Here is a 14671-nt window from a genome sequence, read left to right as displayed (position 1 = left end):
CTTGCCTCTCGCTAACTTGGAATTTCCAAGTTAGCATGGATACGGCGAGGTCGCGCTCCCGTTCTTCACGAGTTCCGGTTAACCCTGGGGATCGGCCGCCGGGGCCGGAGTGCCCTGCTGTACATGCAGAGTCGATGCCGAGACGCGTCGACCGTCGTCGGTGACGAACGCGAGGGACACGGCCTCGCCGGTGGTCTCGTCGGAGTACTCGGGGGAGGTGCTACCCGGACGCGGCAGATGGTCGCGACCGAACTGGCCCAGAGCGCCGATCACGACATGCAACTGCTTGCCCTTTTCGGTCAGCACGTACTCCAGACGTTCCCGCGACCCTTCCTGGCGATAGGCGCGGCGTTCGAGGATTCCTTCGTCGACGAGCATCGCCAACCGTGCGGTGAGGACGTCGGACGCCACGCCGAGGCTGCGGGTGAACTCCGAGAATCGGCTGTGGCCCCAGAAGGCGTCGCGGACGATGAGCAGCGTCCATTTGTCGCCCAGGAGTTCGAGGGTGCGCGCGATCGAGCAACGGGCAGGGGTGGCCGATGACGGACTCATGCGACGAGGATAGTCCCTACTGGCTTGGTGCGTCCAAGCCAGCGGCTACGCCGCCCGTGCGCGGCGAACGAGTGCAGAGACTCGCTAACCGCGCACGGGCGCGGAGCGCCTCACGCCCGCATCCCCGTGACAACGGCGTCGAGGAACTCGTCCGCGATCTCCTCGGGTGTCTCGGCGCCCGCGGGGGTGATCCAGAGGTAGCTGTAGTTGAACATGCCCAGCAGGCCCTTGACCATCAGCCGCGGGAGGGCACGGAACTGTCCGTCGCGGATGCCCTGCTCCAGCGCGTTCCGCCAATGGGATTCGTAGCGTTCACGTTCGGCGATGATGCGATCGCGACGCTCGTCCGTCAGGGCGTGGTACTCGCGGAAGAAGACCGTCCACTCGGCACGGTGCTCGGCGATGTTCCGCATGAGCGCCCGTGCGAGGCCGCGCAGCCGTTTCTCCGGGTCGGCCTCGGACAGCGCGAGTTCGTCGGCGACCGTGTTCATCTGCGCGAGTTGCCGGCTGCTGATCTCGTAGAGGATTGCCTCCTTGCTGCCGATGTAGTGGTACAGCGCGCCCCGGCCCAGCCCGGTGGCCTCACCGATCTCGGCGACCCCGGTGCCGTGGTAGCCAGACTTCGCGAACAATTCGGCGGCCACCTGCAGGACTCGGTCCCGGTTGGCGTCGTACTTGTCGCTCATCGAAGGGCCCCTTTGTCTCCCGGCGGTCGAAGATGTGAGTCTAGACGGCCCAGATCACGGGTTCGGCGCGGCCAGCCCGGTGATCAGGGCGTCGAGAAAGCCGTCGGCGATCTCCTCGGGGGTGCGGGCGCCGTCGGCGGTGAGCCAGAGGTAGCTGTAGTTGAACATGCCGAGCACACCCTTGATCATCAGCGGCGGCAACAGGGTGAACGCGCCGTCCCGGACCCCCTGCTCGAACGCATGCCGCCAATGTGATTCGTACCGTTCGCGCGCCGCGACGACCCGCACACGCCGATCACCGGTCAGGGCGTGGTACTCGCGGAAGAACACCGTCCACTCCGCGCGGTGCTCGGCGATGTTGCGGAGCAGGGCCCGGGCGAGACCGCGGAGGCGTAGCTCCGGATCCGGTTCGGTCAGGGCGAGTTCGTCGGCCACGTCGTTCATCTGCGCGAGTTGTCGGCTGCTGATCGCGAACAGGACTTCCTCCTTGCTGCCGATGTAGTGGTACAGGGCCCCGCGGCCGAGCCCCACCGCCGTGCCCAGGTCGGCGATCCCGGTGCCGTGGTAGCCCGACCTCGCGAACAGCTCGGCGGACACGCGCAGAATCTCGGTGCGGTTGAGGTCGTACTTGGTGCTCATCGAATCACCGTTCGACGTGCACGATCAGGGCCTGCCCCTGGCCGCCGCCCCCGCACAGCGCCGCTGCGCCGACACCACCGCCGCGGCGGCGCAGTTCGAGCGCGAGATGCAGGACGATCCGTGCCCCGGAGACACCGATCGGGTGGCCGAGCGCGATCGCGCCGCCGTTGACGTTCACCCGGTCCGCGTCGAGACCGAGGTGTTCGGACGAGACGAGTGTGACCGCGGCGAACGCCTCGTTGATCTCGACGAGATCGAGTTCGCGGGGCGCGATCCCCTCGCGTCGGCACGCGGCCTGGATGGCGTTCGACGGCTGCTCGTGCAGACCCGAATCGGGTCCGGCGACCACGGCGCGTGATCCGATCTCGGCCAGCCACGACAGGCCGAGCCGGACGGCCGTCGACTTCCGCGTGACCACGACGGCGCAGGCACCGTCGGAGATCGGTGACGAGTTGCCCGGAGTCAGCGAGCCGCCCGCGGCGAAAGCCGGACGCAGCCCGGCGAGGTCCGCTGCCGAGGTGTCGGCCCGGATGCCCTCGTCGTGGCTCACGTCGGTCGTCTCACCCCTGCCGGACGTGATCGGAACGGGAACGATCTCGGCCGCGAAGATGCCGTCCTTGCGCGCGCGTGCGGCCGCACGGTGCGAGCGTGCGGCCCAGTCGTCCTGGGCCTCCCGGGTGATCCCGTACTCGGGATTCCTCGACTCGGTCAACGCCCCCATCGACGACCCGGTGAAGGCGTCCTGGAGCCCGTCGAACGCGAGGTGGTCGATCAGAACCGTGTCGCCGTACTTGTGCCCGCGACGGCTGTTCGTCAGGAGGTGCGGCGCCGTGCTCATCGATTCCTGACCGCCGGCGACCACGATGTCCGCGTCGCCGGCGACGATCATCTGGTGCGCCAGCGTTATCGCGTCGATTCCGGAGAGGCACATCCGGTTGATGTTCAGTGCCGGTGCCGTCATGGGGATTCCGGCGGCCGCCGCCGCGACCCGCGCCGGCAGTTGGCCGCTGCCTGCCGTGAGCACCTGACCCATGACGACGTGGTCGACGGCGCGTGCGTCGACGCCGGCGGATTGCAGCGCACCGCTGATCGCGTGGCCACCCAGTTCCTGGGCGCTCAGGCTCGACAGCGATCCCATGAAGCGTCCGAACGGGGTTCGTGCCCCCGCGACGAGGACGGTGGGGTCGTGGTCCGTCATTGTTCGTCTCCTTCGAGAGCGTGGTGCCGCCCTGCGCCCGTTCCCGGCCGCAGGGCGGCTGATGTCAGTTGGTGCGCGACGTCTCGAAGGCGTCGGAGAACGCGTACCCGTCGAGCAGACGGCCCGCCGTGACCAGGTACTGGATCGTCGGGGTGCCCTCCTCGAGCCAATTGAGGCGGGCATCCCGGTAGAGGCGTTCGATCGGATGCGCGCGCGTGTATCCGATTCCGCCGTGGATGAGTAGAGCGCGGTCGGTCACCCGGCCGACGGCCTCGAGGCCGAACAGCTTGCACATGCTGGCCTCGGCGGGTATCCGTTCGCCGGCATCCCACTTCTGCGCTGCGTCGGCCAGGATCCCGCGCAGGGCGTATACGTCGGTGGCCATCTCCGCGAGGTAGCGCTGGATGGCCTGCCGTGTACCGATCGGCTTGCCGAACGTGACACGGCTCTTCGCGTGGGCGATCGACAGTTCGAGGGCGCGCTCGGACGTGCCGAGGGAGCTTGCCGCGATGAACACCCGGCTGATCTCCAGTGCGCGTTCGAGGTGCTCGTTTCCCTGTCCCTCCACGCCGACGAGGGCGGTGGCGGGCACCCGGACGGAGTCGAGGGTGACGCGTCCGTGCTCGGTGCCCTTGCATCCCATCGTCTCGGGAAGCGCTGCGATCGAGAGACCGTCGGTCTCGCGGGGAACGAGGAACGCGGAGACGTCGGTCGCGGTCGTCTTCGCGAAGACGATGAAGTGAGAAGCGATGTCGGAGTTGGTGATCAACCACTTCTCGCCGTTCAGGATGTAATCGTCGCCCTCGCGCACCGCGGTCGACCCGAGGTCGGCGCCCGTCCCGAAGCCCGGCTCCGTCAGCGCGAACGCGACCGAGTTCCGGCCCGTGGCCGTGCCCGGGAGGACGTCCGCCTTCTGCCGGTCGCTGCCGATCTCGGAGAGCGCGTGGGCGAAGGAGTTGTGCACGTGGACGATGACCCGGAGCCCGCCCTGCACCTTGGCGAACTCGGCGATGATCGGCAGGTACTGGGCGATCGACAGGCCGCTGCCGCCGTACTCGCGGGGGACGAGCAGGCCGAGCGCGCCGATCCGCTCGAGGATGGGCATGACGATATCGTGCGGAACCTGCTCGTCGTCCTCGATCCGCTGTTCGAGTGGATCGAGTTCGGCCCAGATCGCCTCGAAAATGCGGTCCCGGAGCGCCAGGTACTCCGACTCCGGAATGCCGACCGAATGCGTGAGTGTCGCGGTCATGGTGTTGTGTCCCTTCGTTGTTGGTCGTTGCGGTCGTGGTGTGTCACAGCGCCCAGCCACCGTCGACGGTGAGGACGGAGCCGGTGCAGAATGTGGCGTCTTCGCTGAGGAAGACTGCGGCCTTGGCGATTTCGTCGACGGTGCCGAAACGACCGAGGACGGTTTCTCGTTCGATGCGCCTGCGTGCGGAGTCGGGCACCGCGTCGGTCATGTCCGTGCTGACGAAGCCGGGGGCCAGCACGTTGACCCGGATGCCGTCCCGTGCAACCTCCTTGGCGAGTGAACGACCGAAGCCGATCATCGCGGACTTCGCACCCGCGTACGCGGTGTCGCCGGCGTGACCGATCACGCCGACGACCGACGACACCAGCACGATGCTCGGTGACCTGCCGTGCACGAGGTGGGGCAGCGCTGCCCGCGCGAGGGCGACGGTGCCGCGAAGGTTCGTCTCGATCACGCTCCACCAGGCGTCCGGGTCCATTTCGACGAGCCGCCCGCCCGACCACTGGCCCGCGTTCAGGACGAGCGAATCGAGGTGTCCCCAGCGGGAGACGACGCGCTCCACCGCCGTGGGCGCCGTGGTGCCGTCGTGCAGGTCGAAGCGGATCGGAAGTACCTGTTCGGGAGCGTCCGCGGCGAGCTTCTCGGCGTCCTCACGTCTCGTCCGGTACGTGCAGCCCACCCGGCAGCCGCGCTGCGTCAGGGCGGTGGTGACGGCGGCTCCGATGCCGCGGGAACCGCCGGAGACCAGCGCGACGCGGGGATCGTCGTGATCGTTCTCGTTCATGCTCAGAAATGTACTGATCGATACAAGAATAGTCCAGAGTGTTCGTGAAAGTCGGTCTGAACATCGTTTTAGCTCGATACTAAGGTGAAGTTATGACTTGGATCGATCGGTACAAGAATGCTTGCGATCGACGTCCGGGATGTGCTAGACCTGTGACCGTGGCCACACGGGGCGACGGCGGACGATGTCCGATCGGCGAACCCCGGACGAGGCCCGATGGCCCGATCACAACCGCGGTGGCACCGGATCGACACACGGCTGCCGCACCGCCCCACATCAGCAGCGATGGGAGATTCGATATGAGAGTCATCGACGACCTGGAGGTCACTCGGGTCAAACCCCGGAAGGTTGCCTTCGCATCCTTCGTCGGAACGGCAATCGAGTGGTACGACTTCTTCATCTTCGGGACCGCGGCCGCCCTGGTATTCGGGAAGGCGTTCTTCCCGTCATTGAGTCCGCTGTCGGGAACGCTGGCAGCCTTCGCGACGTTCGGTGTCGCGTTCGTGTCGCGTCCCGCAGGCGCGATCGTCTTCGGGCACTTCGGAGACCGGATCGGCCGCAAGAAGATGCTGGTGTTCTCCCTGGTGCTGATGGGGTCGTCGACGGTCGCGATCGGACTCATCCCCACCTACGGAGCCATCGGTCTCGCGGCACCCGTGCTGCTCGTCCTCGCGCGCCTCGCACAGGGCTTCGCGGTCGGCGGAGAATGGGGCGGCGCGGTGCTGATGGCAGTCGAACACGCACCGCGCGAGAAGCGGGCGTTCTACGGCAGCTGGCCGCAGGCCGGCGTGCCAGCCGGACTCGTTCTCGCGACGCTCGCGTTCCTCCTGGTCGAGCAGCTTCCGGAGGACCAGGTCCAGGCGTGGGGATGGAGGCTTCCGTTCCTGGCCAGCGCCGGGTTGGTCGCGGTCGGCATGTACGTGCGACTGAAGGTCGTCGAATCGCCGGAGTTCGAGAACGTCAAGCGCAACAAGAAGATTGCCGACTTCCCGATCCTCGCGGTCCTGCGGGGTGAGAAGCGCGCGCTGGGCGTCGGGATTCTCACCCAGGCCGCCTCCCTCGTGCCGTTCTACCTTGTCACCGTCTTCGTGCTGTCGTACGGTCCGAAGGAACTCGGCATCTCGCGGCAGACGATTCTGTTGAGCATCCTCGTCGCGTGTGTCCTCGACATCCTGTCCGTGCCCTACGCGTCGATGATCGCGGACCGGATCGGAGCACGGAAGATGTTGATCTACGGGTCCCTCTACATGGCCGCGATCGCGTATCCGTTCTTCTGGTTGCTGTCCACCGGCGTGGGTGTCGCCGTCCTGCTGGCGATGATTCTGATCATCACCATCGGTCACGCCGTCACCTATTCCGCGGTGGCCGGATACGTAACCGGTCTGTTCCCGGCCGAAGTCCGGTACACCGGCGCGTCCGTCGCCTATCAGTTCGGTGGTGTCGTGTTCAGTGCTCCCGCACCGTTCATCGCGGTGGCGATCGCTGCAGAGACGGACGGTGCGTGGGCCCTGGCCGCGTATATCGCCGCGGCGTGCGCCATCACGGTCCTGGTCCTGACCCTGACGAAAACTGCAAAGGTGAATCACTGATGTCTCTCGACAGACTCGCATCGTCCACACTCGCCGATGCCTGGCAGGACATCGAATCCCTGTTGGACCGCGACCCGTTCGGCGGCGACTTCAACACCGCCCACGAAATCTGCACCCGCTACGCGGCCGACCCGAATCGGGTGGCGCTGACCGTCCGGCACGAGGACGGCTCGGCCGACCGCTGGACGTACCGCGAACTCGACAGGCTCGCCGCCAAGGCGGCACGGGTGTTCGCACGCGCGGGGCTGAAGCGGGGAGATCGCGTCGGCGGACTCCTCTCGCGACAGGTCGAGAGTTGGATCACCGCAATTGCGGTGTGGCGCTCCGGGCTGGTGTACGTGCCCTTGTTCGGCGGGTTCGCCCCGGATGCGATCGGCCTGCGCCTCGACGCGGCGGGAGTCCGCGCGGTCGTCGTCGATCAGCAGTACCGGCCTGCGCTCGCGCAGGCGCAGGCGACCCACGGACTCGATCCCGCCGTGTTCGTCGTCGGCGACGTCGCGGCCGGCACGGGCGACCGGTCCTTCTGGACCGAGATCGACGGGGCCGACGCCGACGGCCCGCTCGCGACGACGGCACTCGGGGACGCCGCCACCCTGCTGTTCACCAGCGGAACATCCGGAACGCCGAAGGCGTGCACCATGACCCACGCCACCTTCGTCTCCGTCATGCCCTACGCGAAGAGCGTTCTCGGGGCGACCCGCGGCAGCGTCGTCTTCTCGACGTCGGACCCGGCGTGGGCGTTCGGGCTGTACAGCACCGGTGCTGCCGTCATGGCGCTGGGCGTGCCGCGCGTCATGTACTCGGGGAAGTTCGTCCCCGAGGCCTGGCATCGCGTCATCCGGGAAGAGAAGGCCACGATCCTCACCACCGCGCCGGCCGCCCTGCGGCGCCTGACGGCGACCTTCGCGCAGGACGGGGTGCCGCCGACGCTCCGCACCGTCGCCGCTGCCGGCGAACCGCTCACCGCAGCGGTCGCCTCAACCTGGGCCGGCACCGGTGCACCCGCCGTGCGCAACGGGTACGGACTGTCCGAGGTCGGCATGCTCCTGGGCGACACCCAGGGCACCGAAACGAGGTCCGGTCCGGGCTGGATGTCCGCCACGATTCCGGGGTTCGACACCTTCCTCGCCGACCGGGACGGGCAACCGGTGGCCGACGGGCAACCGGGATTGATCGCGGTACGGCAGCCCCGGTACCAGATGTCCAGCGGCTACGAGAACACCCCCGACCTGTGGGCCGACCGCTGGCGCGGCGACGTATTCCTCACCGAGGACCGAGCCGTCACAGACCCCGAGGGACGGTGGCAGATACTGGGCCGGGACGACGACATGATCATCGCGTCGGGCCACAACATCAGCCCGGTCGAGGTCGAGAACGCGCTGTTACAGCACCCGGCGGTCGCCGACGCCGCGGCAGTCGCGTACGACGATCCGATCCGCGGCGGAGTGGTCCGGGCCGTCGTCGTCCGCGCGGACACCCGGGCCGACGACAGCGACCTCGTCACGCAACTCACACACCTCGTCGCGCAGCGCGTCGGACCCTACGCGGCACCCAAAGTCGTCGACTTCCGGCCCGACCTTCCGCGCACCGAAGTCGGCAAGCTGCGCCGGGCGGCCGTCCGCGAACTCCCGGTCACATGAACGGGCACAACCGCATGCGCGCACTGATGGTCACCGCGCTCGACGGTCCCCGGGCGCTCGCCGCGGTCGAGGTCGACGAACCCGTCGCGGACGAATCCGCGATCCTCGTCGAGGTTCACGCGGTCGGGGTGTCGTTCCCGGATCTGCTTCTCACCCAGGGCAGGTACCAGTACAAGCCGGAACTGCCGTTCGTCCCGGGCGGCGAGGTCGCCGGGATCGTGCGGTCAGCCCCTGACGGCAGCGGATATTCTCCGGGCGACCGGGTCGTCGGATTGACCGGTGTGGGCGGCGCGATGGCCGAAGTGGTCGCACTGCCGCCGGAGACGACGTTCTCCCTCCCGGACACGATTTCGATGGCCGCGGGAGCCGCCGTGCTGTTCAACTACCTCACCGTGCATTTCGCGCTGGTATGTCGTGGACGCCTCGAGGCGGGGGAGTCGGTGCTCGTCCAGGGTGCGGCTGGAGGCATCGGCACCGCCGCGGTCACACTGGCGCCTCACCTCGGCGCGTCGCGGACCATCGCGGTCGTCAGCAGTGAGGAGAAGGCGGAGTACGTGCGGAGTCTCGGCGTCTCCGACGTCGTGGCCACCGGGAACTGGCGGGACGAGGTCCTCGCGATCACCGACGGCCGCGGGGTGGACGTCGTGGTCGACCCGGTCGGGGGCGATCGATTCACCGACAGCGTCCGATCCCTGGCGACGGGCGGGAGGATTCTCGTGATGGGCTTCACCGGCCGGGACATCCCCTCGGTGAAAGTGAACCGACTGCTCCTGAAGAACGCGTCCGCAGTCGGAGTCGCGTGGGGCTCGTGGTGGGCCGAGGACCCCCAACGGCTGTCCGCGCAGTGGAGCGAATTGTGTCCCTTGCTCGCGTCTGGCGCGTTGACGATTCCGGAGCCGACCCGGTACCCGTTCGGAGCGGCAGCCGAGGCCCTGCTCGACCTCGAACACCGCCGAACCGTCGGGAAGAGTGTCCTCACCCTCCGGTGAGGCGGCTCCGCCGCCCGTGCGCGGTTGACGAGTGCCTGCACTCGTTAACCACTCACGGGCCGTAGGCCTAGGCTCTCCCTCATGGAAACCGAGTTCGTCCGCTGGACCGAGGAGGGCACCGAGCATTCGGCGGTGTGGCGGTCCACCAGCGGGGCGACGCCCCCGAAGAAGATCCGGGTGGCCGACGACTCGATGACCGCCGACGAGGCCTACCGCCTCGCGTGCGAGGGGACGGCGCTGCTGTGGCGTGGCGACTTCCACAACGCCCGCCAGCTCGGCACCGCCGTCGCCGCCCGCACCGACCGCAAGACCCGCAAGACGTCCACCGACCCCGCCACCGCGTTCCACCTGCACCGGCAGACGCAGTCGCGGCGGGCGGGGATCCTCGGGATGCTGCTGGTGCCGTTCGACGCCGACCAGACCGTCCCGCTGCGGCGCGCCCCCGACGTGCGGCAAGCGGTGCTCGAGGCGTACGGACCGACGGACCAGCCCACCGTCACCACCCTGCGCGACCTGCTCGGTGCGATCGGCGCCCACGAGTGGCAGAAGAAGGGCGTCGACATTCCGGCCCTCGGTGCGCGCATCCACCCCGCCTACGGCGTGTTCTCGCCGATTCGCGGCGAATACGTCGACCTCGTCGCCGACACCCCGCTGCCGTCGCACACGCAGGCGTTCGACATCGGCACCGGCACCGGTGTGCTGGCCGCCGTCCTCGCGCACCGCGGTGTCGAGAAGGTGATCGCGACCGAACTCGACGCGAATGCGCTCGCCTGCGCCCGGGCGAATCTGGACCGGCTCGGCTACGGCGGTCAGGTGCAGGTGGTGGAAACCGATCTGTTCCCCGAGGGCCGGGCACCGCTGGTCGTGTGCAACCCGCCGTGGATTCCCGCCCGTCCCACCTCGCCGATCGAGTACGCGATCTACGACCCGGACAGCCGGATGCTCCGCGGATTCCTGGGCGGCCTGGCCGAGCACCTCGAGCCCGGGGGAGAGGGCTGGCTCATCCTGTCCGACATCGCCGAGCACCTCGGACTGCGGACCCGCGAGGAATTACTGACCCTGATCGACGACGCCGGACTGACCGTCCTCGGACGCCGGGACGTGGCGCCCCGGCACGGCAAGGTCGCGGACCGCTCGGATGCGCTGCACGCCGCGCGCAAACGGGAAGTGACGTCGCTGTGGCGGCTCGGCGCGCGGGCCGCGCCGACCGGATAGCCCCGGAGTGATTCACTCGGACCCGCCCAACCCGACCATCGTCCCCGACGTCAGGTAGACCAGGCGGCTGCTCGACGCCGCGACGACGGGTGTGCTGCCCCACGAGTCGTCGTCGATCACGGTCTGCAGGGGGAGTACCCACAGTTCCTCGCCGGACCGGACGTTCTCGGCGCGCAGGACATCGGATTCCAGCAACACTGCGGTATCCCCCTCCGCGACGACGACGGTGCCGTACGAGTCGGAGTGTCGTTGCCACAACCGTTCTCCGGACCTCAGGTCGAGTGCGGCTTCCGTCTTGCCCTCGTAGTCGCGCAGCAATGCCACATCGCCCAGCACGGCCACGGCGGTGCCCTGCGTGGTGTTCGGGCCGTACGACTCCGCAGTGTCGACACGTGGCGTCGATACGAGAGCGGGGCTCGTCCACCGCAGTTCGCCCGTCGTCCGGTCGTAGGCGCCGTCACCGAGAAGCACCGGAATCGTACTGTCGGCGGGGCGATCGACGGCGAGGGTGTGTGCGGCCTCCACATCCGATGCCGCGAGGACTCGACCGGTGCGATCGACGGCCTCGGAGCCCAGTACCTTGCTGAGGGTGCAGTCGCTGTGGACTCGGACGACCACCCCGCCCTCGGTGGCCCGGGCGGACTGCGTGCAGTCGGGCAGGGTGCGGGTAAACGTCGGTGTCCCGGTCGCGAGGTCGAACCCCGCCATCTCCCCGCCGAGTTCGAGCACACCCTGACCGTGCTCGGTGCTCATGAGGTGACCGAACGCGTCCTCCCACGCCGAGCCGAGGTCGAAGCGCTGCGACCAGCTCGCATCGGGGTCGGTGGGCACACCGCTGTGGACCTGGACGTCCTCGGATTCCGGGTCGCCCTCCATCACGTACAGCCAGTCGTCGGCAGCCGTCATCGCGAGGATCGTCCAGTCGGTGGGAGTGCGGGTCACGGAGCCGTTCTCGGTGTCGACCGCCAGGATGACGGGTGCGTCCTCGAAGGGAGTCGTGTAACAGACCATCCGCCCGGCAGCGAGGGTGTCGGCGCACCCGCCCAGCGACTCGACGGGCGTCTCCCAGCGCACCGATCCGGTGTCGGCGTCCACCCCGACCAACCGCGTCTCGTCCAGCCCCGACGTCTGCTGGTTCACCAGCCCGATCATGGTGACCAGCACCTGTCCGGCGTCGACGAATCCCGGCTCGCCCGAGTCGAATCCACTGCCGTACACCGGGTTGCGGAAGACGGCGAACTGTCGATCGTAGGTGGCGGCCGCATCCAGCGACCACTCGGCGCCCGGTGCATCGGGCGACGCCTCCGGTGCGTCGGGGCCCACGAAACCGGTGAGCCCGGGGATGTTCACCTCCGGATACTCCGGTTCGTGCACGATCACGGTGGTGACGGCGCCGGCGACGGTCACGACCGCCACGAGCGCTGCGGCCCAAAGGTTTCGGGTGCTCGTGTCGAGGCCCATGTCGGCTACAGCTCCAGTCCGGGGGTCGTGGCCAGGGATTCGAGAAGCTCGTAGGGGAGCGGAGTGGCCGGCAGCGTGGAGGTCGAGCTGACCGACACCCGGGTACCCGACGGCCGTGTCAGTGTCACGTAACGGCCGGCCTCGTCGACGGTGGGTTCACCGGGCTCGGACGCTGCGGAGGTGTACCCGTCCCGTCGCTCCAATACGGAACCGTCCGGCAGTCGGGTGGCCTTCGCGGCCTGCGGGTCGTAGGAAGGGTCGTACTTGTCCGGCTCGGGCGGAACGGTGTAGCCGCCCTCGATCGAGATCCGCAGAGTCCCCTCGGATCCTCGTGTGGTGACGTCGATGCTCTCACACACCGCGTTGTCGCTGTACTCGGCCAGTTGCAGCGACCCGAGCGGTCTCGACAGCGCGACGCGATGATCGCGCCACGCGTCGTCGAGCACGGCATTCAACCGGTCCAGATCGGCGCGGGTCAGCGCCGGTCCCTCGTCCTCGGAACCGTCCCCCGACCCGCATGCCGTCGGAGGAGGCGGGGTGCCCGGCGGAACCGGTGTGCTCACCCTCAGTTCGGGGCGCAGCACGATGGCGGTGAGTTCGTCGAGGCTCAGTGGGATGGTGCCGCTGTACTTCGCGCCGGGGTCGGCCTCGGCGAAGTTCTCGTCGGTGGCGTCGGCATGGATCCACGTGCCGTCCGGGAAGTAGCCGGCGACGCTCCGGGACAGGGTGCGGTGGCCGTCGTACTCGGACCACGTGTCGTCCGCATCCAGCACCGTGCCGTCGGGCAGCGTCGTGCGACGGTCGAGTTCGCCGGCCACGCACGGCGGAATCGGCCTGTCCGCCTTGCTGACCGACAACCACAGCGACCCGGGAGTCGAGTCCCGGAGCAGTGGTCCCCGGGCGCTGGTGATGCCGCCGAAGTCGTCCTCGACGTCCGGTGGCTGGTCGTACTCCGGAATCGGCTCGAACAGCAACGACTCCGTGGGGCTGACGAGGGGGATCTCCACGGCCTCCGGCAGGGCGTCGAGGACGGCGGCAGTCATGGCCGAGGCCTTGAGTGCCGAGAACCACGGGTAGCGCGGGTTGTCGTAACTCTGCTCACCTCCGACCCACATGGCGAAGGTTTCCCCCTCCGACGGCGGTTCCACCGTCGCGCAACCGGGAATGTCGACGGGATACTCGACCGTCGGGGTGACGTACGACGGGGCTCCGGCGGGACTGTCCGCGTTGAGGTCGACGGTCGCCGGGCCGGATCCGGGATCGAGCAGTCCCGCGCCGATCACCCCGCACGCCATGATCGACACCACGACGAGTCCCGTCGTCCAGCGGTCCTTGCGCCTGTCCGCGCCGTCGCCCATGTGCCCCCACCCGTGTCGCAGGCGCTCACCCCGAACGAAGGAGCATCCGAAGTCCTAGTCGTCACGGTTGCGAGCAGCGTTACCGCCCGTGAGTGGTTGACGAGTCCCTGGACTCGTTAACCGCGCACGGGCGCGGAGCGCCTACCGGCCCTGCGGATACGGGAGATGGCCGCTGCTGTTCTCGTTGACGAGGACGGCCCGGCCCAGTTGCGGGAAGGCGCGTTGCGCGCACGCGGGCCGGTCGCACACCTTGCAGCCCGCGCCGATCGGGACGACCGTGCTCGGGTCGTCCGTCTGGATTCCGCGTGAATAGACCAGCCGATCGGCGTACCCGATGTCGCAGCCGAGGCCGATCGCGAAATTGCGTTCCGGGGCGAGATATCCCAGACCACCGCTGTGGGTGGTGCGCGCGATCCACAGGTAGGCGCGCCCGTCGGGCATCTTCGACACCTGCGTGAGGATCCTCCCCGGACTCGCGAACGCCTCGTGGACCACCCACAGCGGGCAGCTGCCGCCCACCCGGGAGAAGTGGAACGCTGTGGCGGACTGTCGCTTCGAGATGTTCCCGGCGCGGTCGGTGCGGGCGAAGAAGAACGGGACGCCGCGTTGACCCGGCCGTTGCAGCGTCGACAGCCGGTGACAAAATCGTCTCGAACCCCACCTCGAACTTCAGGCTCAGCAGGTCGATGTCGTAGTGGAGCGATTCGGCGGCACCCAGGAACAGCGTGTACGGCAGGATCAGCGCCCCGGCGAAGTAGTGAGCCAACCCGATTCGCGCGAGCGCGGCGGATTCGGCGGTCAGCGACTCGTCCTCCGCGACGATCGCGTCGATCGTCTCCGACTGCGTGAAGAACGCCACCTGCATCGCGATCTGGAATGCGCGCTGACCGGCGGAGAGCCGACGGGCCAGCGTCAGTCTTCCTGCCTCGGCGTCGTAAAGACGCTTGGGGCCCAGCTGATCCGGTTCGTCGGTGCGGATGCGCACCGTCACCCCGTGCCGGTCGCGGAGGATGCGGGCCAACTGGAGATCCAGCGCGCCGATCGACAGTCCGTTGCCCCTGAACATCTCCTCGGCGGCGGCGTCGTCGAGGCGGCCGATATGGTTGCGCCGATCGTAGAGGAAGTCCCGCACCTCCTCGTAGGGCATCGGAACGTGCGCCGCGTCCCCGGAGATCTGCGCCGAGAACTGGTCGAGCTGATCGGTGGTCGCCCGCAACCGGCGGTGCAGCGTCACGAGCGTGCGCCCCACGGCGGGCATCCGGGCGACGAGTTCGTCGATATCCGCCAACGACACGGGACTGTTCC

General features: G+C 68.5%; 12 protein-coding genes and 1 pseudogene. 4 read left to right on the top strand and 9 right to left on the bottom strand.

Annotation, left to right across the window (positions count from 1 at the left end; all coding sequences use genetic code 11):
• Window positions 1-78: 78 nt before the first annotated feature.
• From PSR88_RS08220 to PSR88_RS08195, 6 genes are all read right to left on the bottom strand, one after another.
• Entirely contained in the window at window positions 79-552 is a 474-nt protein-coding gene (locus tag PSR88_RS08220) for a winged helix-turn-helix transcriptional regulator (RefSeq protein ID WP_011594575.1), read from the bottom strand.
• 110 nt (window positions 553-662) lie between these two features.
• Window positions 663-1238 (bottom strand): TetR/AcrR family transcriptional regulator, encoded by a 576-nt coding sequence (locus PSR88_RS08215; RefSeq protein ID WP_005252730.1) that lies wholly within the window; start codon window positions 1236-1238, stop codon window positions 663-665.
• A 54-nt stretch (window positions 1239-1292) separates the two neighbouring features.
• Window positions 1293-1877 carry a TetR/AcrR family transcriptional regulator gene (locus PSR88_RS08210; protein WP_011594574.1) on the bottom strand — a complete coding sequence of 195 codons (585 nt, stop codon included), beginning with the start codon at window positions 1875-1877 and terminating at the stop codon, window positions 1293-1295.
• A gap of 4 nt (window positions 1878-1881) precedes the next feature.
• Window positions 1882-3075 carry an acetyl-CoA C-acetyltransferase gene (locus PSR88_RS08205; protein ID WP_016883028.1) on the bottom strand — a complete coding sequence of 398 codons (1194 nt, stop codon included), beginning with the start codon at window positions 3073-3075 and terminating at the stop codon, window positions 1882-1884.
• Between the two features lie 64 nt (window positions 3076-3139).
• Complete coding sequence (locus tag PSR88_RS08200) at window positions 3140-4327, bottom strand: acyl-CoA dehydrogenase family protein (RefSeq protein WP_016883029.1); 1188 nt, start codon at window positions 4325-4327, stop codon at window positions 3140-3142.
• A 43-nt stretch (window positions 4328-4370) separates the two neighbouring features.
• Entirely contained in the window at window positions 4371-5114 is a 744-nt protein-coding gene (locus PSR88_RS08195) for an SDR family NAD(P)-dependent oxidoreductase (protein WP_016883030.1), read from the bottom strand.
• Window positions 5115-5413: 299 nt separating this feature from the next.
• Here PSR88_RS08195 and PSR88_RS08190 point away from each other — a divergent pair, with 299 nt between their 5' ends.
• The 4 genes from PSR88_RS08190 (at window position 5414) to PSR88_RS08175 (ending at window position 10547) form a co-directional block, all read left to right on the top strand.
• Complete coding sequence (locus tag PSR88_RS08190) at window positions 5414-6703, top strand: MFS transporter (RefSeq protein ID WP_009474304.1); 1290 nt, start codon at window positions 5414-5416, stop codon at window positions 6701-6703.
• Window positions 6703-8343: an AMP-binding protein gene (locus PSR88_RS08185; RefSeq protein ID WP_009474303.1), complete on the top strand. Its 1641-nt coding sequence runs from the start codon at window positions 6703-6705 to the stop codon at window positions 8341-8343. The genes PSR88_RS08190 and PSR88_RS08185 overlap by 1 nt, the downstream gene beginning before the upstream one ends.
• A 14-nt stretch (window positions 8344-8357) precedes the next feature.
• Window positions 8358-9332: an NADPH:quinone oxidoreductase family protein gene (locus tag PSR88_RS08180; RefSeq protein ID WP_029539433.1), complete on the top strand. Its 975-nt coding sequence runs from the start codon at window positions 8358-8360 to the stop codon at window positions 9330-9332.
• A gap of 81 nt (window positions 9333-9413) precedes the next feature.
• Complete coding sequence (locus PSR88_RS08175) at window positions 9414-10547, top strand: methyltransferase (protein WP_009474301.1); 1134 nt, start codon at window positions 9414-9416, stop codon at window positions 10545-10547.
• Between the two features lie 12 nt (window positions 10548-10559).
• Here the strand turns inward: PSR88_RS08175 and PSR88_RS08170 are convergent, their stop codons facing one another.
• From PSR88_RS08170 to PSR88_RS08160, 3 genes and pseudogenes are all read right to left on the bottom strand, one after another.
• Window positions 10560-12008, bottom strand: coding sequence for a PQQ-binding-like beta-propeller repeat protein (locus tag PSR88_RS08170; RefSeq protein ID WP_016883032.1), 1449 nt, complete (start codon window positions 12006-12008; stop codon window positions 10560-10562).
• 5 nt (window positions 12009-12013) lie between these two features.
• The gene (locus PSR88_RS08165; protein WP_016883033.1) at window positions 12014-13366 is read right to left on the bottom strand and encodes a hypothetical protein; all 1353 of its coding nucleotides are present in this window, start codon (window positions 13364-13366) and stop codon (window positions 12014-12016) included.
• A 141-nt stretch (window positions 13367-13507) separates the two neighbouring features.
• A pseudogene (locus PSR88_RS08160) lies at window positions 13508-14660 on the bottom strand (helix-turn-helix domain-containing protein); the annotation flags it as partial.
• Window positions 14661-14671: the final 11 nt, after the last annotated feature.

The organism is Rhodococcus sp. DK176 (assembly GCF_038447315.2).
Taxonomy (GTDB): Bacteria; Actinomycetota; Actinomycetes; order Mycobacteriales; family Mycobacteriaceae; genus Rhodococcus_F; species Rhodococcus_F jostii_A.
This window is presented reverse-complemented; position numbering and strand designations above follow the sequence as displayed.

What these genes read in the sequence shown, in the direction of transcription:
- PSR88_RS08220 (WP_011594575.1), bottom strand. Translation starts at nt 552, where the DNA reads ATGAGTCCGTCATCGGCCACCCCTGCCCGTTGCTCGATCGCGCGCACC.
- PSR88_RS08215 (WP_005252730.1), bottom strand. Translation starts at nt 1,238, where the DNA reads ATGAGCGACAAGTACGACGCCAACCGGGACCGAGTCCTGCAGGTGGCC.
- PSR88_RS08210 (WP_011594574.1), bottom strand. Translation starts at nt 1,877, where the DNA reads ATGAGCACCAAGTACGACCTCAACCGCACCGAGATTCTGCGCGTGTCC.
- PSR88_RS08205 (WP_016883028.1), bottom strand. Translation starts at nt 3,075, where the DNA reads ATGACGGACCACGACCCCACCGTCCTCGTCGCGGGGGCACGAACCCCG.
- PSR88_RS08200 (WP_016883029.1), bottom strand. Translation starts at nt 4,327, where the DNA reads ATGACCGCGACACTCACGCATTCGGTCGGCATTCCGGAGTCGGAGTAC.
- PSR88_RS08195 (WP_016883030.1), bottom strand. Translation starts at nt 5,114, where the DNA reads ATGAACGAGAACGATCACGACGATCCCCGCGTCGCGCTGGTCTCCGGC.
- PSR88_RS08190 (WP_009474304.1), top strand. Translation starts at nt 5,414, where the DNA reads ATGAGAGTCATCGACGACCTGGAGGTCACTCGGGTCAAACCCCGGAAG.
- PSR88_RS08185 (WP_009474303.1), top strand. Translation starts at nt 6,703, where the DNA reads ATGTCTCTCGACAGACTCGCATCGTCCACACTCGCCGATGCCTGGCAG.
- PSR88_RS08180 (WP_029539433.1), top strand. Translation starts at nt 8,358, where the DNA reads ATGCGCGCACTGATGGTCACCGCGCTCGACGGTCCCCGGGCGCTCGCC.
- PSR88_RS08175 (WP_009474301.1), top strand. Translation starts at nt 9,414, where the DNA reads ATGGAAACCGAGTTCGTCCGCTGGACCGAGGAGGGCACCGAGCATTCG.
- PSR88_RS08170 (WP_016883032.1), bottom strand. Translation starts at nt 12,008, where the DNA reads ATGGGCCTCGACACGAGCACCCGAAACCTTTGGGCCGCAGCGCTCGTG.
- PSR88_RS08165 (WP_016883033.1), bottom strand. Translation starts at nt 13,366, where the DNA reads ATGGGCGACGGCGCGGACAGGCGCAAGGACCGCTGGACGACGGGACTC.